General features: G+C 45.0%; 11 protein-coding genes. 6 read left to right on the forward strand and 5 right to left on the reverse strand.

Annotation, left to right across the window (positions count from 1 at the left end; translation table 11 throughout):
- Window positions 1-80 precede the first annotated feature (80 nt).
- A complete protein-coding gene (locus QUB26_RS12305; RefSeq protein WP_333056545.1) occupies window positions 81-281 on the reverse strand; it encodes a hypothetical protein in 201 nt (66 codons plus the stop codon).
- Window positions 282-991: 710 nt separating this feature from the next.
- On the reverse strand, window positions 992-1,306 hold the full coding sequence (locus tag QUB26_RS12310; RefSeq protein ID WP_333237185.1) for a hypothetical protein: 315 nt from the start codon (window positions 1,304-1,306) through the stop codon (window positions 992-994).
- A gap of 1,698 nt (window positions 1,307-3,004) precedes the next feature.
- Between QUB26_RS12310 and QUB26_RS12315 the strand changes: the two genes are divergently transcribed.
- From QUB26_RS12315 to QUB26_RS12335, 5 genes are all read left to right on the forward strand, one after another.
- Complete coding sequence (locus QUB26_RS12315; RefSeq protein ID WP_333237183.1) at window positions 3,005-3,196, forward strand: hypothetical protein; 192 nt, start codon at window positions 3,005-3,007, stop codon at window positions 3,194-3,196.
- Between the two features lie 1,366 nt (window positions 3,197-4,562).
- On the forward strand, window positions 4,563-5,426 hold the full coding sequence (locus tag QUB26_RS12320; protein ID WP_333237181.1) for a calcium-binding protein: 864 nt from the start codon (window positions 4,563-4,565) through the stop codon (window positions 5,424-5,426).
- Between the two features lie 433 nt (window positions 5,427-5,859).
- The gene (locus QUB26_RS12325) at window positions 5,860-8,691 is read left to right on the forward strand and encodes a tetratricopeptide repeat protein (protein ID WP_333237179.1); all 2,832 of its coding nucleotides are present in this window, start codon (window positions 5,860-5,862) and stop codon (window positions 8,689-8,691) included.
- A 24-nt stretch (window positions 8,692-8,715) separates the two neighbouring features.
- Window positions 8,716-12,807: a tetratricopeptide repeat protein gene (locus QUB26_RS12330; RefSeq protein WP_333237177.1), complete on the forward strand. Its 4,092-nt coding sequence runs from the start codon at window positions 8,716-8,718 to the stop codon at window positions 12,805-12,807.
- A complete protein-coding gene (locus QUB26_RS12335) occupies window positions 12,800-14,671 on the forward strand; it encodes a tetratricopeptide repeat protein (RefSeq protein ID WP_333318185.1) in 1,872 nt (623 codons plus the stop codon). The genes QUB26_RS12330 and QUB26_RS12335 overlap by 8 nt, the downstream gene beginning before the upstream one ends.
- Window positions 14,672-15,116: 445 nt before the next feature.
- Here the strand turns inward: QUB26_RS12335 and lpdA are convergent, their stop codons facing one another.
- Window positions 15,117-16,553: a dihydrolipoyl dehydrogenase gene (lpdA, locus tag QUB26_RS12340; RefSeq protein WP_333237172.1), complete on the reverse strand. Its 1,437-nt coding sequence runs from the start codon at window positions 16,551-16,553 to the stop codon at window positions 15,117-15,119.
- Between the two features lie 610 nt (window positions 16,554-17,163).
- Between lpdA and QUB26_RS12345 the strand changes: the two genes are divergently transcribed.
- On the forward strand, window positions 17,164-17,442 hold the full coding sequence (locus QUB26_RS12345; protein ID WP_333291133.1) for a hypothetical protein: 279 nt from the start codon (window positions 17,164-17,166) through the stop codon (window positions 17,440-17,442).
- Window positions 17,443-18,047: 605 nt separating this feature from the next.
- Here the strand turns inward: QUB26_RS12345 and QUB26_RS12350 are convergent.
- A complete protein-coding gene (locus QUB26_RS12350) occupies window positions 18,048-20,333 on the reverse strand; it encodes a lipopolysaccharide biosynthesis (RefSeq protein ID WP_333318187.1) in 2,286 nt (761 codons plus the stop codon).
- A gap of 187 nt (window positions 20,334-20,520) precedes the next feature.
- Entirely contained in the window at window positions 20,521-22,098 is a 1,578-nt protein-coding gene (locus QUB26_RS12355) for a polysaccharide biosynthesis/export family protein (protein ID WP_333318189.1), read from the reverse strand.
- Window positions 22,099-22,113 lie beyond the last annotated feature (15 nt).

A 22,113-nucleotide genomic window follows, 5' to 3' on the forward strand; every position in this document is an offset into this window, starting at 1 on the left:
TAATTTTTTTAAGGGGATTTAATTCTGCCTTCAAGTGACAGTGCATTTAAAGAGTAGTGGCAAAAAATTTAGCACCGAGTTTAATCTACAACTTTCAGCCAGCCCCGGCGAACTGCGTGGAGCAAGCGGTTGATGGCTGTTTGATCTTCTTCGGTAAGACAGTCATTTAACAGCGCTGTCTTGAGCTGTTGTCGGTGAGTGGGAGTCAGCAGACCGGAGTGATATACCTGAAAGACTAGCTCTGCAATAGTAAATTGAGGTAACAGCGTTTGGGTTGTCATCATGTGTTTTTTTTTGAACTCACTTTTGACAGTATTAACTAATTTTTCCAAAATTTATGTGATTCAACTACGGGAGTAAATGTGATCGATTGGCTCTTGATGAGTGATTTGTGTCAGCCGGACTTGGGGATCGGATATTTCCTCGATAGCCCCGCAACTTGAAACACAAACCCCGTCCCGATTTCTCGCTTTTGGCAACTGCGAAATCTCTACTTTTGGTTAAGAAACGGTGACAAATAAATTAAGATTTATCTATTAAGAGATTACTAATGACTGCTAGCTAAATCGCAGGGCTTAATTGAAGGTACAACTTTTAGCCTGTTTAGGAACCCGCTTTTACCTACATTTACCTAGTTTCTTGGTGTGGTCTTTGTTCCGTGGATATACTTAATAACCCGCCCAAAGACAGATACAAGTTTCCGACAGGAGTGGCCATCGATCCAAAATTTTAAGCTCTAGTTCATGCTCCCACATTCATCTGTGAAGTCAATCTAAAATCTAAAATCTAAAATCTAAAATCTAAAATCGACTGGCTGCTTCAAATCAAAAATCCCGGCTTCTTCAAGAAACCGGTTCGAGCTTTTCGATCGCACTACAATTTTTTTTTGGAGAGGGTTAATGGATCGACCTACTCACTTCAATCTTATTGTTGGCAAAGCTTGACAGGAGAGAAAGTAAAAATACTCATCTCAACTTTTTGTGTGAGGAGACTAATCGGAAATCCTGACCCATCCGCGGCGGATGGCGTGCAGCAGGCGGTTGACTGCATCTCTGGCATCTTCGCTGAGAGCGCTTTGGCAGAGTTCGCGCAATCCGTGGCTTTGAGTGCGAGTCAGATTGCCTGAATTGGTGACTTGATAGAACAGTTCAGCGATCGCCCGATCGGATTTTAAAGTCAGAGCTTGCATGAAATCTCGTTGAACTCGACTATTATAATATCTAGCATTTGAGAAAAAAGTAGGGTGATTGCAGTCGGCTAAGCTGTGCGATCGTTCTTGGCTCGATTTGTGACCGAAGTCTGCCATTATACGTGATTTAAATCACATAAAACCCAAGACTTCGATCGCATAAGCTATGATTGGGGTGGTAGCCTCAAGGTTTGACAAAACCTCGAAAAGCCCTGAACACAAGGCTTTTAGTTCCCAAGGCCGCCGCGCAGCGGAAGTAAGTCCGCTCAACATTGCAGGCTATGGACTTGGATAGCTGTGAAACTTTTGGTTTAAGACACTTGCAGCTTGTGGCTCAGGGCATAAAGTTGCGATCGGCGAGCCACCGCCTGAGATACAATAATTATAAATACTTCTATCCCATCTATAGACAGGGAGGTCAAAAAATGATAATGATTAGCTACTTTTCTATTGCCTTAATCGTTTTTCTTGTTTGGTTCAAAAGTTTTTGGAATGATACTGCGACATCTAAAAAAGACGTGATATCTTGGATAGCCTTAATAATCGGCCCTCTGTTTTGGCCTGTTGTTCTGCCCCTATCCCTTTTGCAAATTACTAGCAAAAAGTCTGTTGTACAAACAGCTCAATGCGAGCAAAAAATATAATAACTTTTGGAAGTAACTGGCTTCAACACACTCGCTTATCTCTTCCTAAATTATTCGGCGTGCATCGCTTTTGGCAGCGAGTAATTTATCTTGTTTCATACTAAAAAAATGCAGCTAGAAGGTAGAATCAAATAAAAATTCTGAATCCTAAAACAGTATTTTTTTACCGCTATCAAATTCTGCCTTCTGCTTTTTGATCCAGCCCAAAAACGGATACAAGTTTCCGACAGGAGTCGGCTGCTGCCCTAAATTTTAGGATCTTGTTCAAGCTCTCCGATTCATCTGTGGCATAAATCTCAAATCTCCAATCGTTGAACTAAGCGAGATTGACGCACGCCCTAGCCCACGTATCACGCCAAAGTCTCCAATTGACTGATGCCTAATTTTCTTCTGTCACATCGTGAATTAACGGTGCGGCTCAGTCAATCGATTGCGCGATTTTAGATTTTAGATTTTAGATTAAAGAATTGAAGCATTGACTTGCGCGAGATAAATTCGGGGGTTCCTTTATCGGATACAGGTTTTTTATTTCTGGGTACTGAGTCTGCTTTCGGAATGAATCACGTGGCGGGTATCCTGGATGCTTTCAGTTAAAATTGTTCCGGCAAAATTGTCAGACTCACATTGTCGAACAACGACCGCAAAATTTTTTTACTCAAAAATTATCTGCCACCTCAACCAAGCTCAAAATTAATATGTAATTTAACATGGCCTGTTGCTTGCAAAAATATAACTTCAGACATATTTTCGTCGGCCGCTGACCAACTTAAGAATTTTCATTACTTCCGGCCACTGCGTACCATTAATCGAAGGTGGGAAAATCCTGGCTAGGCGTGGAAAAACAGCTAGACTCTTTGCCATTTAAGCTTTTCGGGCTCCCTTTATTCAAATCGTAGCAGCTCTAAACAGGAAATTGTAGAGTTCGTTTGCGCCCAAAATCCCTAACTCTTACCGCAGTTAGATAGACAATTCAAGGCAGAGACTGCAATATGAAATAGGCAACAAAAACTGTTTCAAATCTCAAGTACGACTTATTTTTGGCGATCGGGCATCAGGAGTGTATAACGCGAGCCAGCTAAATTTTTGGAAGTACGAGATGTTTGGGAACTTCAAAAAAAAAGTGCCGTCACGGTATCCAAATTAGTTATTTGCATAAAAAGTAGGAGTCAAAATGAACGAAGTATCTGAGAAACCAATTTATAGAGTTCTTCATCTATTGTCGCTGCTAGCGCTGGCATACTATGGAGCTACTTCCATCAATTATATTTTCGAGAGTGACTCTCACGCTCACATCTACAAGTACGACAGTCATAGCAATTCCAACGCGGCACCCGCGCAACTAGAAGCACACCGCTCGGAATAAGTAGAGATTTTCTCTGAATGACTGCCGGATCAAATTTCGGGGAATTGGCTAATCGTTAATGATCAGCTCGAAGTTAACAACCATTAGTAAAAAAGTCTTTGCTAAAAACTCAATATTTTCACTCACAGGTACTAGCCATCGAATGTACCGCAAAAATTAACTATTTAATTTGTTCTCAAAAGAGACCAGAGTGATGAAAGGATGGCCAAGCATTTTCATCAGTAAGAGCCTTAATAGTTTTAGTAATCGCTTCATCAAGAACATTTGAAGGTGGATATGCTTCAGAAGGGAAAATCGCTTTGATTTTTGCCCACTACAGCTCGATGGGAGATAAATCCGGCGAGTATCGAGGTAAGAATTTTACATTGGCTTTGATAGATGCCATCAAAAAATTGACGGCTTCAGCATTCATGATAAACAGGTAAATTATTCATAACTACAATTGGGCTAACCCATAACTGGGGCAGGATTCGCCAGCAGCCCAAAAATTTATATCCTAGTTCCAGTTCCCAGATTCATCTGTGGACTAAATCTAAAATCTAAAATCTAAAATCTAAAATCTAGTGACATTACCCTCACAAATCTACCGGCCCACCGTTCATCCCAACTTTTGACCAAAAGACGCTCGCTACATTGTCTGATTGTGCGGATGGATGCGGATCATGGTTGAAATGACGGATGGGGGTTGAAAAACTGGGTTTTTAGCCAAAATTCTATATTGAGCGTGAGGGATTTGGCTGGAAACATCAAGGCGATGAGGCTCAAAAGTTCGTTCGGGACTGTATTGGGAGCCACTTTTGATTGAATCCGGCCTCCAGCGTGCGTGGGCTTGCTTTCAAAGCGAGTTACAAACTTTTGATTTCTGGGGAACTATTGGCGAAAATCAAAAGTCTGGTCAAGTACAGTGTACTTAAAAAAAATCGCAGCTCAGTTCCAGCCTCATTGCGGGCGATCGAACTCTCCGGCGATCAACAGTGCCAACGGCCCGGTGCAACTTCTCAATCTGGAGAGCATACTTCCATTAAAAATGGTCTCTGTGTATCTTCCGGGTATTGTTTTAATAATGACTAGCCATATCGATGGTCATTATGGTAAACTCGCAAACGTTTAAGTGGAATATTTTCGTGTTAGAGGAGGCAGTGGTGGAGTCGAGAGTCAAAAGCAGGAAACAACCGAGATTTGCTGCTCAACGAATACAGGATTCAACTCGCGCTCCCAGGCTCGCTGCTGACAATTTAAATTACATGACAGCTTATAGCAGCCGGGTCAATTAGGGTCTCAACCGATGTCCGGTTTCATTTATTGAATCCCTTTGGAGGGAAAAGTGTATTGTAGAAAAATGATTGATCTTTTAGGAGGAGTGTAAATGACACAGGTAACAAATCCAACAACACCAACTACACAACCAGGCGGTGTCGGTGGCGGTGGCTCAACCATTATTGGCACCCCCGTAGGCGCTAACAGGTTGAACGGCAGCCCCGGCAGCGATATCATTCTGACTTTTGAGGCCGCTGATGTCATCGCTGGTGGCACTGGCAACGACCTGATTATATCGGGTGGCAACAATGATAGTGTCGGCGGCGGCGACGGCAACGATACCGTCCTTTCAGGCAGTGGCAACGATGTGGTCGCTGGCGGTAGCGGCGATGACTTCATCTTTGGCGGTAAAGGGAATGACCTGGTAGACGGTGGCGATGGCAACGACTTGGTTTCTGGCGACAGAGGCAACGACACCGTACTGGGCGGAAGTGGCAGCGATACAGTCTTTGGCGGCCAAGGCAGCGATCTTGTCAGCGGTGGCGATGGCAACGACATTCTCTACGGCGGTAAAGAAAACGATACTGTCGATGGTGGCGCTGGCAATGACTTGATCTCTGGCGACAGAGGCAGCGATGTCCTCATCGGCGGTGCAGGCAGCGATACGTTCTACTTCGCGAGTGCTGGTGGCGATTTCGGCGTAGACACGATCACTGACTTTACCCCAGGCGAAGATAAGATTCGCTTGAAGCAGGGCGGTGTGTTCGCTGGTTTGGGCAGCAGCTTCGAGGCAAGCGAGTTTGTCGTCGTTTCTAATTTCAACGCAGCCACTCCAGGAACAGCCACGACGAACAAGTTGGTCTACGACCCAACAAGCGGTGCGTTGTACTTCAACGGCAGCAACGGCGTGCTAACTATTGCTCAGTTGCAGCCTGGCCTGACTATTACCTCGAACAACTTCGAGTTGTTCTAAAACAACTGGCTGTTGTGGGGCGGCACCGGATAAGATTCGGGGCTGTTCTCACAAAGCCGGTAGTTTTAAAGGATTTCAACCTCACTCTGCCACAAGCGGGGTGAGGTTGAAATATTCAATGCAGGAACTGAAGCAGGGGCAGTAAAAAAAAATCGATCGACAGTTATTGATCAAATTAATCGATCGCCTGATACCAATTTTTTATGAGGCTGCATAGAATTCGATCCCCCTAGCCCCCCTTAAGAAGGGGGGGACCGGAAGCTTCTTGAAGTCAACCCCTACTCCCCTTTTTAAGGGGGATTTAGGGGGATAGAGATCTGTGCAACTTCACATTAAATTGGTATGATCGGGCCAAATATAAATAGAAAGTTTTTAAATTAGAATTTCTAGGTTTTACTGAAGCGGTAAAGAAACCGCAACTGCACCGCTAGCAATGAGCACTGAAGAATATATCCGGCAAGCCCAAATTTATTTGAACCGGGGTAAGTTAACTGAGGCGATCGAGTTTTGCAAAAAGGCGATCGAACTTCAACCGTTTTCGCCCTCGACTTACACGACTTTAGGGGAAATTCTCGAAGCTCAAGGCGATCCGACGGCGGCAAGAGACGCTTTTGTGCAAGCTTTGGAGATTTCGCCCCAGTTTTTTCTGGCTCATGCTTATTTGGGTCAACTTTATAGCGACTATGCGTGGCTGGATGAGGCGGTTTTTCACTACCGAAAAGCTCTGGATTTGAAACCAGATTGGGCAGAAGTTCATTATAACTTGGGAAATGTTTTTCACAAGCAGGGTAATTTGTTGGGGGCGATCGACTGTTACCGAAATGCGATCACCCAAAAACCGGATTATCTTGATGCTTTATACAATCTGGCTGTGGTTTTAGGTGAAAATAGTCAGCTCGAAGCGGCAATGGATACCTACCGACAGGCGATCGCCGTGGCGCCGGATTACGTGGAAGCTTACAGCAATCTGGGTGTGATTTTGCTCAAGGACGATCGGGCTGCTGAGGCGATCGAGGTTTACCAGCGGGCGATCGAGATTAAGCCGGATTGGGCGACGCTGCACAATAATTTGGGTCAAGCCTTGCTGGACAAAAATCCCGATAGGGCGATCGCATCTTACCTCACAGCTATTGAGTTGGAGCCGGACATGGTTTTGGCTCACTACAATCTGGGGAAAGCGTGGCAATTACAGGGGGAACATTCGGCGGCGCTTGCTTGTTTCGATCGCGCGATCGAGCTCAATTCCGACTATATTTCAGGCTATACAGACGCCGGGTTTTCTTTGATGGTTTTGGGCAAAATTGCTGAAGCCATGCCTTATTTTGAGCGGGCGATAGCTCTGAAGCCTGATTTTGTTGAGGCTTACTGCCGCTTAGGAGACAGGCGCAGAGTTGCCGCGGTAGAAGATGATGAATTGTCAAGGGCGATCGCTGCGTGCGATCGATTTCTCACAGCATTGATGGGAAGTTCGGCAACGGATTTTGTAGCGGATGTCACGGATGTCACGGATGTCACGGATGTCACGGATTTAACAGATTTAAAAGTAAATAAAAAAGATGGTGTGGCTAGATATTTGTCAAGTGCAGCTTGCGAATTACCTGTTGCTGAAATTTGCGATAATTTAGCCGAAATTTACTTGCATTTGGGAAATGCTTTAACAGAGTACGGCGGGCATGAATCTGCCACCGCTTATTATCAAAAAGCTTTGCAAATTCAGCCACAAAATGCAGAGATTTACTGGCGGGTGGGAAATTCCTTAGCCCAGCAAAAGCGGTTCATTGCAGCAATTGCAGTTTACCGCATGGCTTTGACGATTCAACCTGCTTTACCGCAGGTTTATTTTGAGTTGGCAAAACTGCTGGAAAAACAGGGGCGCTGGGAACGGGCGCTCGATTATTATCAAAAAGTTTTAGAGTTGCAATTGCACGGGTATGGGGAGCAGAAAGAGTGGAAAAAACTGAGTTTTATCTTGCCAGATAGCACTTCTATCAAACCTCCTCACGCTATTTATTTATCGAGTTGGGATTGGCTGGTTAATGCTAAGTTGGAGGCTGACAATTATGTGGAAATATTTTGGAAACCTGCACCCGAAGCAAGTGCAGAAAATATTCCTAATTCCCAATTTGCGAGATCCAATTCCCAATTGGCAAATTCCGATTGTGCGGGGTTAACTTGCGGGCTGTGTTTGCAGCGACTTTCTAAGTGGTTCGATCCGGTGCATTTGGGTTGGGGAATTTGCCGTTTGTCCAACTCGCAACCGCTACCTGTGGAGTCGCCCAAGACTTTTGTGGCGGCAATTCCCAACGGGCGAGTTTGGATTGTGCCGCAGGAAAATTATTGGCTGATTTGCAAGGCGATCGCTGTAATTACTCCTGACAATTATTTATTGGCTGATGTGTCGAGAGATTATCCGGGATTTTTACCGGGATGCGAAAAGCATGATGTGAGGAAACACAGCGTTTTTCAGTTAGAATCCTTTCCAGCTTTAAAGCAAATTGACGGCAGCGTGGCGGTGCTTTCTGGTTTGTCGGGGAATGTCTATTTTCACTGGATGGTTGACGTTTTGCCGAGGATAGAATTGCTGCGGCTCAGCGGTAGGGATTTAACGGAGATTGATTGGTTTTTGGTGAATAGTTGTCAGCACCAATTTCAGCGGGAAAGTCTAAGAGTTCTGGGCATTCCAGAAGAGAAAGTCTTGGAGAGCGATCGCGTGCCTCACATTCAAGCAACCGAGTTGATTGTGCCGTCTTTTGCGGGATATTTGGGCTGGCCTTCTGGGTGGGCGATGGATTTTTTGAGGCGCGAGTTTCTCAAGGAAATTATACCTAGTTCGAGCTATCCAAAACGCATTTACATCAGCCGCAGCAAAGCAAGATATCGACGAGTTTTGAACGAGGAAGATGTGGTTGAGGTTTTGGAGAACTTTGGCTTTGTTTCAATTTTTCCTGAGTCGATGTCTTTGGCAGAGCAAATTGCTCATTTTTTCCACGCTGAGGTAATAGTTGCAGCCCACGGCAGCGGATTGACAAATACAATTTTTTGTGGCAAGGGAACTAAAGTAATTGAGTTGGTGTCGCCTCACTATATCAGCCATTATTACTGGGGAATCAGTCAATATTTGCAGTTGGAACATTACTTTTTAACGGGGGAGGCTTTTGAATGCTATCCTATTAGACAGTTGATGTATCAGAATTCGCTGACTGAGGATATTTTAGTGAACTTGAGTTCGCTGAAAAGGATGGTTGAGGTGGTGGGTTTGAGTTAGTTGGTGTCTGGAGCAAGTTTAATTATGCCCTCGATTGAGAAGATGGAAAAGGCAGCGGTTGATTTGAGTCGGCAAGCAGAAGTTTATTTAGCCGAAGGAAAGTTGAATGAGGCAGTTGCTGCTTGCGAGTCAGCGTTGAAAATTGAACCGAATTTGGCGGCAGCTTGTCAGACGCTGGGAAAGGTGATGCAGGTTCGAGGTGAAATCGAGCAAGCTAAGCAGTGGTATGAAGCGGCGATCGATCGCAATCCAAATTTGCCGGAAGTTTATGCTAATCTCGGCATTTTGTATTCTCAGGGGAAACAGTGGGAAAAGGCGATCGCCAATTGTGAAAAAGCGATTTCGCTAGCGCCGAATTTTGCTGCGGTTTATCGGCAGTTGGCGAGAATTTGGACGCAGTTAGAGAAGCGAGAAGAGGCGGCAGACTGTTGGTATCAAGCTTTTAATATTGAGCCGAATTGGGCAACTGCTGAGGAGCACGTGACTCTGGGAAATAGTTTGGTTGAATTGGGAAAGTGCGATCGCGCTATTGAATGTTATTCGCGGGCAATTAAGTTAAACCCGCAACTGGCAACAGCTTATCACAATTTGGGGGAAATGCTGATTGGCCAAAAACGGTGGGATGAGGCGATCGCCAATTACCGACAAGCCATTGCTATCAATCCAAATTCGTTTGAATCTTACCACAGTTTGGGTAAAACTTGGGCGGAGCGGGGAGAATTAGATCGGGCGATCGCCTGTTACCGCAAAAGCATCGAACTCAATCCAAATTATGCTCGTGCTTACGTGGGTTTAGGTAATGTTTTGGTGCAGAAGCGCGAGTTGGATGAAGCTATTAAATGTTACCGTCAGGCTCTTGAAATCAATGATAATTCCTACTGGACATACAATTGTTTAGGGGAAGCTTTGGCTCAAAAACAACTGTGGCCAGAAGCTATTATTTGCTACCGCAAAGCTATTGCAATAAATCCCAATGTTCCTTGGTTTTATGTCAATTTGGGAATTGCCTTAACCAGTGAAAAATTCTGGGATGAAGCTGTTAGCGCTTACCTGCAGGCGGTTCAGATTGAGCCGAATTTGATGGGAATCAATCAGAAGTTGGGATATGTTTTGCGGAAGCGTAGCGCCTCGGGTTTAGACAGCACAATCGAAACTTATTGTCAAGGTATCGAGGTACTTGCCAGCGGGAAAATTTACCACAAATTGCTGGGAATTGAGTTAGATGGAGCAGAGTTTTATATAAATTTAGGCAATATTTTAGCGAAACAAAAGCTGTTGGAAGGTGCGATCGTATTTTATAGCATGGCGCTGCAAATTGAACCCAATGCTGCGGAAGTTGTCGCCCAACTCACAGATGTTCGCGCGAAACAACAGGACTTATACGCACAAATTGCCACTTACCGCCACCAAATTGAAATCGCTCCGAGCAATGCTCAGTCTTACAACGATTTAGGAAATATTTTACCGCAATTAGGGGAATTAGAAGAAGCAATTATTTGTCACCAAAAAGCGGGCGAATTGAGGGGTTGGCCTGAGTGTGCGGCGAAAGATTATCAATTTACCCAAGATTGGTTTACCCACAATATTCCTATTTGGAAACGGCATTTGCAGGAATTTACCGGAATTGCGGATTTTCAAGTTGTGGAAATCGGCAGTTTTCAGGGAATGTCGGCTTGCTGGCTGCTGGATAATATTTTAACTCATCCGACGGCAAAGATTACTTGTATTGATTTGTATTTTCAACAACATTTTAAAGGCAATATTGTAAAAACGGGAGCAGCAGATCGGGTAATTGAATTAGAAGGTTACTCTCAAGATTTGTTAATAAATTTGGCTGCGGAATATTACGATGTTGCTTACATTGACGGCTGTCATAAACCCACCAGTGCTCTGCAAGATGCGATTTTATCTTGGAGGTTGGTGAAAGTTGGGGGATTGATGATTTTTGACGATTACGAGTTTACGTTTCCCGACAGCCCGGAGCAAGATACTAAAATTGGGATAGATGTTTTTTTGGAGATGTTTGGAAGTCAGTTAGAAGTAGTACACAAAGGCTATCAACTGATTGTCAAAAAAATCGGCAATCAAAGTTTGGGCGAAGAGCAAACTCTGTTGTCTCTTGGTTGGGAAAAATTGGGGGATATTGCGGCGAATTCCGGTTATTTGGATGAGGCTACCGCCCGGTATCAAACAGCTATTAAAATTAAGTCTGGCAACTACTTAACCTACCACAAGTTGGGTAAAGCTCTGCAAGAGAAAGAAATGTTTGAGGAAGCTGGGGCCGCTTACCAACGGGCGATCGCACTAAACCCTAATTTTAGTTGGGCTTACCACTTTTTGGGGGAAACCTTACAGGCGATTGAGCAACACGACGAAGCCGCTGCTGCTTACCGCAAAGCTATTGAGTTAAATCCCGATTTTTGTTGGACTTACAACAATTTAGGCGATGTGCTGATGGAGCTTTCTGAGTGCGAGAAAGCTGCTGTTGCTTACCGCAAGCTAGTTGAACTCAATCCCGATTTCTGTTGGTCTTACGAGAGATTAGGTAGGGCTTTGGTTGCACTGGAAAATTGGGAAGAAGCCGCGGTGGCTTACCGCAAAGCTATTGAATTAAATCCAGATGATTGTTGGTTGTACAATAGTTTGGGGGAAGTTCTGGAATTACAAGAAAATTGGCACGAAGCAGCAGCAGCTTTTGGTCGTGCTATTGAGCTAGAATCTGAGCATAGTTGGCTGTACAAAAAGTTGGGTGATGCACTGCGGAAGCAAGGGGAATTGTCAAGGGCGATCGCAATTTACGAAAAAGGTATTAATCTCGATCCAAAATCCTGTTGGTGTTACGAAGGATTGGGTTTGAGTTTAATGGCTAAACAGCAGTGGGAACCTGCAATCACTAATTTAGTTCAAGCCCTGCAAATTAAACCCGATTTGTTTGAAGTTTACGATAACATAGGTTATGCTCTGGAACAACAAGGAGAAGCCGATGAGAGCGATCGGGAAAAATGCAGCAATCAAATATTACCCTTAAGTGTTCTCAAAAAATACTGTGGGTTTACAGAAGATTTGATTGTTGCAGCAGAATCCAATCCTAACCTCACCTGCATTGACATCCATCCTGCGAGTCAAATTAATTTATCTGATTCCAAAGCAATCGACACCAGCCGCAGATTTTGGGAACATCAAAGTCATTCCAGAAAAGCTTTTGTTGCCGTATTGCCAAACGGACGAGCTTGGGCAGATGTTGTGACTACCGCCGTGATTACTTCAAACAATAAACTTGTTGTTGATATTTCTATGGGCTGTTCTGAATTGGTAATCACTTCCGACAAATTGCCTCCCGCTGAACACGTTGATGGAAATGTAGCTTTTTTATCGGCTCGCTGGGGTGGAGCTGCTTATTTTCATTGGATGTTTGATGTGATGACGCGATTTGACCTTTTGCAGCGGAGCGGATTCATAGAAACTATAGATAAGTTTGTTGTCAATGCCAGCGATTCTTCCTATCAAGCAGAAACTTTAGAGACTTTAGGAATTCCTCAAGATAAACTTTTAGAAAGTCGCTGCAATTTACACATTACCGCCGATAAATTAATAGTCCCGTCAATATCTTATGACGGATCGGGCGCGGTTTCTAAATGGAAGTGTGAATATCTCAAACAGACATTTTTAAATGAACAACAGCCACTAAACACAGACTATTCAGAGCGAATTTATATCACCCGTCAACAAGCATCCTATCGGCGACTCGTCAACGATGAAGAGGTAATTAAATATTTAGAAAAATTTGGGTTTCGCCGTGTCAAGTTGGAAACGATGTCGGTAGCGGAACAAGCATCGTGTTTGGCTGCTGCTAAAGTAGTTGTCGCACCCCACGGAGGGGGGTTGACAAATCTAGTTTTTTGCAGTCCGGGAACCAAGGTAATTGAGATTTTTTCTCCCCTTTACGTTCCGCATTGTTATTGGATGATTAGCAATTTGTGCGGTTTGGAACATTACTATTTACTGGGCGATTTGGTGGATGACCCTACTCAGAAATATCTGGGACATAAAGATATGCGCGTGGATTTGAACTCGCTGGAGAAGTTAATAAATCTTGCAGGAGTTTTTCATGGATAATTACTACCACACTTTGGGTAATTCTCTGCAAGAAAGCGGTCGGTTTGATGAGGCTGTTGCTGCTTACAAACAAGCTATTGAATTAAATCCTAATTTTTCTTGGTCTTATCACAGTTTGGGCGATGTTTTACTGAAACTTGAAAAATGGGAGGAAGCTGTCGCTGCTTACAAAAAAGCGGTTGAGTTAAATCCTAATTTTTCGTGGTCTTATCACAATTTGGGCGATGCTTTCCTGAAACTTCAGCAATGGGAAGAGGCTGCTGTTGCTTACCGCCGCGAGATTGCACTCAACTCGGATTTTGCTTGGTCTTTTTGCAATTTAGGCGACGCTTTAACTAAACTAAAACAGTGGGATGAAGCTATCGCTACGTATTTAAAAGCTATTGAAATTGACAGAGATTTGCCAGGAATTTACGAGAAGTTGGGATACGCTCTCGGACAAACAAAGTCGCATTTAAACTTAGTGTTAGAACAATCTCAATTGCAAATTACACCGGAAAATTGGGATTTTTATTTGCAGTTAGGAAAGAATTTAGCCAAGTACGATCGCCCAAAAAGCGCAATTATTATTTACCAATCTCTCTTGACATCAATGCCGACTTGTGGTAATGTATCAGCGGAATTAGAGGAGTTGTTGCAGCAGCAAGAAAAGTATGATCGCGCATTAGCCTCATCTCGCGCAACTGTCGCCCAAAAACCAGATGATTGCTGGTCTTATTATAATTTAGGTGCTGTTCTGAGCCACCAAAAATATTGGGAGGAAGCGGCGGCGGTCTTTTTCCAAGCAATAGAAATAAATCCCGATCTTCCTTGGTGGTTTTATTACAATTTATGGGAAGTTTTTGTTAGGCAAAACAAGCTAGATGAAGTTGAGAACTTTTGCCGCGAAGTTGTTGCAGCTAAACCGGAGGCTTTTTGGCCTTATCTGAATTTGGGGGAAGCTTTGACGAGGCAAGGTAAAATTGCCGAGGCAATTGATTTTTATCGAACTGTCAGTTACAAACAAAGTTTTGCATCTCTTATCAGTAAGAGAACAGGCAAGATGCCTGTTCCACAAGAAGAGACAGGCAAGATGCTTGTTCCACAAGAAGAAACAGGCAAGATGCCTGTTCCACAAAATTGGAACTTAAAACCAGTCAAAGTTCCTAACTTTATAATTATTGGTTGTCAGCGGTGCGGGACGACTTCTCTGTATACTTATTTAGCTCAACACCCGCAAATTTTGACTCCGATTAAAAAGGAGATGGATTTTTTCTCGTGGCACTTTGACAGAGGGATTGATTGGTATTTGGCTCATTTTCCGCCAATGCCTCCGGGAGAGCAATTTTTGACGGGCGAAGCAAGTCCGAGCTATTTTGACTGTCGGGAAGCACCGGAACGGCTCTACAGCCTGTTTCCAGAGGCTAAACTGATTGTACTTTTGCGAAATCCGGTCGATCGGGCGATTTCTCAATTCTACCGCTTGACTGACTTAAATTGGGAAGCGCGATCGCTCGATCGAGTAATTAGCGATGAAATTGAACGGTTGAATCAAAATCCAGAATACATCATCGGCGAGGAACCGGGGAATTATTTAGCTCGCGGTAGGTACATAGAATTTATCAAAAACTGGCGGACTTTCTTTCCCCAAGAACAGTTGTTAATTTTGAAAAGCGAAGATTTTTATGCAGGTGCGGCGACAACCGTCAAGCAAGTTTTAGAATTCTTAGATTTGCCGGAATATCAATTGTCTCAATACCAAAATGCTAATCCCGGTTCTTACCAGCCGATCGAGCAATCGGTTCGCGACAGGTTGAGCGATTATTTCCGACCTTACAATCAGGAATTAGAGCAATATTTTGGGAGGCAGTTTGATTGGGAATAAAGTTGAGCTAAAATTAGCTTCTTCGTTACTTACTATGCTAAATAAATAGTTAAATCAGTAAAATAAATTGAACAAATAGGTCAAAATGCCAATCAAGTCCTTCTCAGGCTTGACATTTAAGCGAGTTTGATTGTTAACTATAAATAGTCACTCTTAGTTTGGGGGAGCGAATTATAGTCATCACCACAAAAAAGGTACTAAAGTTCTAACAGAGCTTCTGAATATACAAGGAATTAAAGAATTAAAGCCCAAACCCTACTCCCCACAAAAAAACTTACTCTTTGTGGAACAGGCATCTTGCCTGTTCTGGACAATGCTAAAAGATGCAATTGCGAACACTTTCATCTCGTTTAACTTGCTCTACCACCGCCCTAAAACAGAATACTTAAATCCCCGACTTCTTCAAGAAGCCGGGGATTTAAAACAATAAAACTGCCCCTACAAATTAATGACTACCCGCTCCAGCAGCCCGTTTAAACGCCTCATCAAGCACTTCCGAAAGCGTCGGGTGAGTGTGAACTCGGAATGCTAAAGTATTAACAGAATCGCGCTGGGCGATCGCATTTGCCGCCTCCTGAATCAAATCCGCAGCGTGCAAACCGAAAATGTGAACTCCCAACAACTCCCCAGTATCTTTCCGGTAAATCACCTTAGCCATACCGTCAGTTTCACCCTCCGCAATAGCCTTAGAATTTCCCTTAAAATAACTCTTGACAGAACCGACCTCAAACCCTTCAATTTTTCCTAAGTCTTTGGCCGCAGGTTCAGTCATCCCCACATAGCTAATTTCCGGGTGAGTAAATGCCGCCGCCGGGATACTCAAATAGTCAACTTCACGCGCACGCCCGCAAATATTTTCCACCGCAGCAATTCCCTGAGCAGACGCAGAATGGGCTAACATCATCTTGCCATTAACATCGCCGATCGCCCACAAATTTTGCACCGGTTCTCCCGCCGCCAAAACCTGCATCTTATCGTTAACTGGGATATAACCGCGCATCGTTTCCACGCCAACAGTTTCTAACCCCAAATTCTTGCTCACCGGCACGCGACCAGTTGCTACCAAACAAGCGTCAACTTCCAAAACTTCGACAACTTCCTTAGTTTTGAAATCAGCTAATTCAATAATTACCGGCGAACCAGGAATAATCTTCTTAGCCAACAACCCAACTTTTGTTTCAATATCGCGGGGTGCAATTAACACTCGTTCTGCTAACTTAGCAATATCCGGGTCAAAAGTCGGCATCAATTGGTCTAAAGCTTCAATCATCGTAATTTCGCAGCCCAGGGCCGTGTAAATATCCGAAAACTCCAAACCGATATAGCCGCTACCAATAATTGCAATCCACTTCGGTAGCGATTCCAACCTGACAGCATCATCGCTGGTAAATACAGTTTTGCCATCAATTTCTATCCCAGGGGGGACGAAGGGAACCGAACCGGGAGCGAGAATAATATCCTTGGCGGTAATAGTTTTCTCGCCTTTATCGGTTTCGACGGTAATTTTTTGAGCACTGGCAATTTTGCCCCAACCTTGAATGACATCGACGTTCAAACGTTTGAGGCTGTTAGTCAAGTCGCCGCGAAGTTTGCTAACAATAGTATTAGCGTGATTGGCGATCGCCCCGCGATCGAAATCCACACTCCCCAACTGAATACCCAAAGTCTTCAGGTGGTGGGCATTCCGCAAATCTCGCACCCGCCCGGAAGCCGCCAACAGCGCCTTCGAGGGAATGCAGCCACGGTTGACGCAAGTCCCCCCCATATCGCCCGCTTCGATAATTGCCACTTTCAGCCCGCAGCTAACCGCGTGTATGGCCGCCCCGTGTCCGCCCACGCCAGCGCCGATAATTGCTAAATCGTAATCAAATCCCTGAGTCACCTTAAAATCTCCTAATGCCTTTGAAATCTTAGGACTCAAGCAAAAAACACCGTATTTCCGTCCTTTCGGGGTGGCGCGTTCCCATCGCAACCCTTGAACAGCGGTAATAGTTGCATAAGTCCTGTCTCCTTATTCTCGACTAGACTAGGGTTAATTAGACAACGAAAGAGCCCTAACTGAGATTTTTTCAGGGTCAATGATTTTGAGCTGGGTCTGCACCAAGTCTCAAATCACTCAGTAGGCGGGTGTAGAGTTAAATATAGTTTGAAGGCTGACAAGGCCCGCTGCAGGTTTTATAGCAGGGCGGTTTCATTCTTGGTAGGGGCCGTGCCCCCGTGCCGGCCCTTTTGGCTGAAACCCCCATTCGATGGTTGGTGGCAGGGGTAGGCACGGGGAGTAGGGGTAGCACTACCCCTACAAAAACCTCGTTTTTGGTGAGAATGAAACAGCCCTGGGTTTTATATGGGGCAGCAAGTTCAGCCACAGGCATTCCCATCGCCCGGTTAAATTCTGTCCTCCTGCTTGTTTTAGTCGGTTTTCATGTCTAATATCTGCACGCGCCGGGGCAGACAGACTTTGTTGGCAAATTTTAGACCCTATGGAGTGGCTTATGACGGATGACGACGACCAGAAAGATTTACGCCGGGCCTCGGCTCAATCATTTTTTGAGTCCCTGGATGAATTGTTCGATTCTATAGAATCGAACAGCACGCAAGCTGCACAACCGAAATCTCCACCGCCTCCGGCTAAACCTTCGAGTCAGTCTTCGAGTTTGCCGAAGAAGACTAGACCTGCGAAAATTAATTTGTCGGATTTTGAAGATGCGATCGCCGATTTGGAACAGTTTATCCAGAAAAAACACTCCAAACGCCCGGAATCCAATCAATAGTGCGATGACACATTTTCAAGTAATGACTGTTGACTGTTGACAAGCGAATTTCAAAGGTGGTACCCGCCACGTGATTGATCCGTGGAATCAATCCAAAATCTAAAATCTAAAATCCTCAAGAAAGAGCATTTATCTCGCGCAAGTCAATCTAAAATCTAAAATCTAAAATCTAAAATCGATTGACTGTTGACTGTTGACAAGCGAAAAATTTTAGATTAATGTTCACGCTCCCAGATGAATCTGTGGAGTCAATTTTTAATGTCAAATTCGGCAGCATAGGAATAATTCATCTCTCTGCTCTCTGACTCTGTGTTCTCTGTGTCCTCTGCGGTTTAATCATTCCAAAGCAACCAGAATTGATATCAATCTAAAATCTAAAATCTCAAATCTAATAGCAGAGGAATCATTCCTCTCTCTGTTCTCTGACTCTGTGATCTCTGTGTCCTCTGCGGTTTAATCATTCCACAGCAACCAGAATTGATATCAATTCCAAATCTAAAATCGACTGGCTGTTAACGGTGCTTTCGGCTTAACCTGCTTAGGTTGCACCTACAAAACATTCACATTTGCTTGAGGATTGCTTTACAAGAATCAAGCCAGATAAATCATCTCAATTTACTATTAATAGCCTTGTTTTTAGGCTTTGAGTGCTGCGGTAATTGCCTCGATCGCACTTCGATCGCCCGATCGCCGATCGCACTCACAGGCAACTCCCATTCATCAATATCAAGATCATTGCGGAACTTCACCGGAATATCAGCACCGTTAATAATCGCTCCCAACAGCCGCGGCCCGGATTTATGCGACTCCTCATCCTCAGATTCCAGCAACTGATCTGCAGCCTCAGACAACATACTAGACAAAGTGTAACCAGGCCGCGCCACCAAAATCATACCGTCCGTGTACGGTTCCAGCGTCAGCGCGTCGTTGCACTCGCTCAACGCCGGAGAATCCACAACCACAAAATCAAAGCGGTTGCGAACATCCTCAAACAACCTCCGCATTTCGCTGGATTCGAGTACGGCCGAGGCCTGTCGCAAAAAGCCGGGACTCGGCACGACGTATAGGTTCTCTACCTCTGGAACCAAAAGGACGCACTCGCTAATATTGCCGTAATAGTGCAAAGGTTCCACCGTCGCCAAAGGATCAGCGGCGATTTTCAAAGATTCAACGTTAGAAGGCGATCGCAAATCTGCTTCAATTAGCAAAGTCCGTTTACCCGATCGAGCCGATGCAATTGCCAAATTGTAAGCACTAAAACTTTTCCCCTCCAAAGGCGCCGCCGAAGTCAGCAACACCACCTTCACCGGTTTGTTCCCGATCCGGCGCAAATTAGTACGCAACCGCTCGTAAAATTCCAAATAGGGAGAATTTGCCTCCAAGGCGAGCGGCATTATTTCATCGCCGTAGGAATCAAACACCGTCACTTCAGGCAAAACTCCCAGTATTGGCACCTCTTTTTCCACCAAAGCCGCCCGCACTTCTTCCCAACTGTAAAACTTGCCGTTGAGCATCCCCAACAAAAATATCAATCCCCCGCCCAGCAGCAATCCCACAAAGCCGCCCACCGCCAGCATCACGGGCAAACCTCTCTTGTTTGACTCAACGTCATCAGTTTGCGGCAATTGGGCGATTCTCAAACTCCCCGTTGTCTCAGCTACCGCCGCCTCAGCATCTACCAAAGCCGACTGCATCTTGTCGTAGAGAGCTTTTTTGAACGCGACTTGCTGGGCTAACCGCGCTTGTTCTAACTGCTTGTTGGGGATTGTCGCGTGTTCCCGACGCAATTCTTGTTCAGTTTTCTCGATTCCTTGGAGTTGCTGTTGCACCGTATCCCGCTGCGTTTGCAAAGCAATCAAAGTTTGAGCTAACTGCTGTCTGGCCGGATCTAAAGAAGAGTCTACCCGAATTCGATCGGCACTTCTGAGCGGAGCCGCCACCCCGTTACCGCCTAGTACCTCAGACTGCCGCTGCTGCAACTGCTGCTCAAAAGCAAGTTTTTGTTTAAGCAATTCCACAATTTTCGGGTGTTCCTCCTGCAAGTCGCTGCGGAGAATTTTGAGCTGAGATTCGATCGAAAACAATTGCACTCGCAGTTGGGCAATAATTGGATCGGCAGAGAGTGCTTGAGCGACGTAAGCTTGCTCCACATTCAATCCCAAGCGATCCTGCAAACTGTTAATTTGAGCTTCAATTCCTCCCAACTGCACGCGAAGTTGCCGCTGCTGCTGTTGGCTGCTGGTAATCGCTTGCGGCAGTGCACCGCTCTGAGCTGCTAAAATTGAAGTTCCTTCTCGTTTTTCGTAGGCTTCAAGTTTTGCTTCCGTCTCTCTGAGTTCCTGAGTTACTGTCGGCAAACGCTTGTTAATTTGGTTGATCGTCTCACGAAGTCTAGAAGTATTAAGAGTTTCGCTGCGAGCCACCATTTCGAGCATCAGGGTCTCTACTACCTTTACTGCTTTTTGGCGATCGGCATTTTTATACAATACTTGAATCAAAGCGCTGGGGTCATTATTCTTACTTGGCATCTTTATCTGCACATCTTTTTCCAGCTTTTTAGCCAAAGCTTGTATTTTTTCTTTCGCTTCTTCTTTGTTTAATTTTTCTTCGGGTTTGATGAGTTTTTCGGCTGCTGGTTCAACCACCCTTGTATCCAGTAGCATATCTTTAGTTATTTCTTGTCCTTCCTGTTGAATTTTAGTAGTAGTCGATGAAAAAATCACGCTCGGCCTGTCGTAGGCCAGCGTACCTATTGCAACGTAAACTGGCGCCGGCTTTGGCTGCACGGCCACTACTCCCGACACGCCAACAGTCACCGCGAGAGTAGCCAGTCCCACCCACTTGTATTGGTCGAAAGCAATTAAATAACGTTTAACAACTGATAAAGTCATGACGATTTTAGATTTTAGATTTTAGATTTTAGATTGCTAAGTGTTAACGATAACTAATGATTGCGGACTAATTCTACAAATCCCCCAAAAACCTTAGAACTTTCGGTCGGTGATTAAAACCCATATCGCCTAAGTCATTCTCCATCTTAAATCTAAAATCTAAAATCTAAAATCTAAAATGGTATGACTACCTATCATTACGTGACGGGCCGAACAAATCTGTTACCCCATTTCTCAACTGCTCAAAGAACAGAATAAATCCCAAAGTATCGCGGAATGGTCGAGTAAAAGTATTGATTACATAACCAATGCGCTCTACCAAATTCCTACCAATCACAATCACATCATTATCTTCGAGCATCGGGTTCTGAGAAACATTGCCCTCCAAAGCAGCTTTAGCATCTATCGAACGGTTGATTGCTCTACCTTGCTTTTCGTCGAACCGAATCAGGGCTATTTTTCGCAAGTCAGCAAGATTAACAGGCAAGTTGTTGAGAGCATCCAAAAACCGACTGCCATTTTCAACATAGAACGAGGTCAAACCACCACTAGCGTAACTCAAAACTCGAACGTAGATCCTGGGCTTAATCAGAGTAGACCGCGAAACCAGAGCTTTATCGTAGTCTAGGTTTTTGGTACTAGCGTCCAATTCCGGGATGACAATCACATCTCCCGATGCCAAAGGAAAATCGAACAAATCGTTACCGTTTGCTAGGGGAGTGTAGAGGTCGATTGGTTCCTCCACCGAGGAGCCGTCCATCAGCGTCCGCCGCACTCGCACCTCCCGCAAATCGGCTTTTCCCGTGACTCCCCCCGCAGTCACCAAAGCAGCCGAAATTCGACCAGAACCCGCCGGAAGCGTGTAAAAACCCGGTTTGCTGACTTCTCCGGTGACAGTGATTTGGACGGGGACAGCAGCAGCAGCGAGGCTGTACCTGGACGCTAAATCTTGATCGGATTTGCGATCGGGCGTAACCTGTTTATACGGTACAACGATCGCATCTCCATCTTCCAAACGCAACTCCGGCGGAGCAATACCAGTTTGCAACGGTGTCAAAATATCAACAACTTGCTCCGCCACAGCACCGGACGGCAGAGTCCGCCGCACCCGCACCGCCCGCAGTTCCGCCGTAGGATTAGTCCCAGCAGCCGCCGCCAAAGCCGCAGGAAGCTGGGGGGTTTGCAGCGGATAAAAACCCGGTCTCGCCACCTCCCCCGTCACCGTCACCACTACGGGGCGCTGAACCAGCAAAGCAGCCGAGACTTGAGGATTTTTGATAAATTGGCCAAAACGCTCCCGGAGGCGCTGCTGTGATTCTTCGACAGTAAGGCCGCGCACATTTACTGTTCCGATTAGCGGCAGTACAATTACCCCTTCAGGGCTGATTGCACCCGTAAAACCTAGCTCTGGGAAGCGCTGAACTTGAACAGAAATCTGGTCTCCCGGCCCCAGGCGGTAGGGCCGATTCCGAAAAGCTGGGTTAATATCCCGGTTGAAATTGGCAGGCGGCGGTGGCGGTACAGGCGGTGGCGGTGGCGCCACGAGTCGCTCGTCTCTGGGAACAACAGATTGAGCTAAAGCCGTTTGCGAAAAATTTTTGCTATTAAAACCCCAGAATACAGCAGCAAAAGATAGAGTCCAAGCAGTTGAATGCAGGCCTGCCAAGTAAAAAGCGAGGCGATTTTTAATAGTGGATTTTTGCCGCATTTTCAGAGGATTTAAAAAAGTAATATTTTGAATAATGACCTGATTTGTAAGTTTCATCTAAATATAGCGACT

Origin of the sequence: Microcoleus sp. B4-C1 (genome assembly GCF_036705285.1) — a bacterium.
GTDB lineage: Bacteria > Cyanobacteriota > Cyanobacteriia > Cyanobacteriales > Microcoleaceae > Microcoleus.

Bases quoted from the DNA above. Each gene is read 5' to 3' on its own strand.
- QUB26_RS12325 (WP_333237179.1), top strand. From the start codon at position 5,860: ATGAGCACTGAAGAATATATCCGGCAAGCCCAAATTTATTTGAACCGG.
- QUB26_RS12320 (WP_333237181.1), top strand. From the start codon at position 4,563: ATGACACAGGTAACAAATCCAACAACACCAACTACACAACCAGGCGGT.
- QUB26_RS12330 (WP_333237177.1), top strand. From the start codon at position 8,716: ATGCCCTCGATTGAGAAGATGGAAAAGGCAGCGGTTGATTTGAGTCGG.
- QUB26_RS12345 (WP_333291133.1), top strand. From the start codon at position 17,164: ATGACGGATGACGACGACCAGAAAGATTTACGCCGGGCCTCGGCTCAA.
- QUB26_RS12305 (WP_333056545.1), bottom strand. From the start codon at position 281: ATGACAACCCAAACGCTGTTACCTCAATTTACTATTGCAGAGCTAGTC.
- QUB26_RS12355 (WP_333318189.1), bottom strand. From the start codon at position 22,098: ATGAAACTTACAAATCAGGTCATTATTCAAAATATTACTTTTTTAAAT.
- QUB26_RS12310 (WP_333237185.1), bottom strand. From the start codon at position 1,306: ATGGCAGACTTCGGTCACAAATCGAGCCAAGAACGATCGCACAGCTTA.
- QUB26_RS12315 (WP_333237183.1), top strand. From the start codon at position 3,005: ATGAACGAAGTATCTGAGAAACCAATTTATAGAGTTCTTCATCTATTG.
- QUB26_RS12335 (WP_333318185.1), top strand. From the start codon at position 12,800: ATGGATAATTACTACCACACTTTGGGTAATTCTCTGCAAGAAAGCGGT.
- QUB26_RS12350 (WP_333318187.1), bottom strand. From the start codon at position 20,333: ATGACTTTATCAGTTGTTAAACGTTATTTAATTGCTTTCGACCAATAC.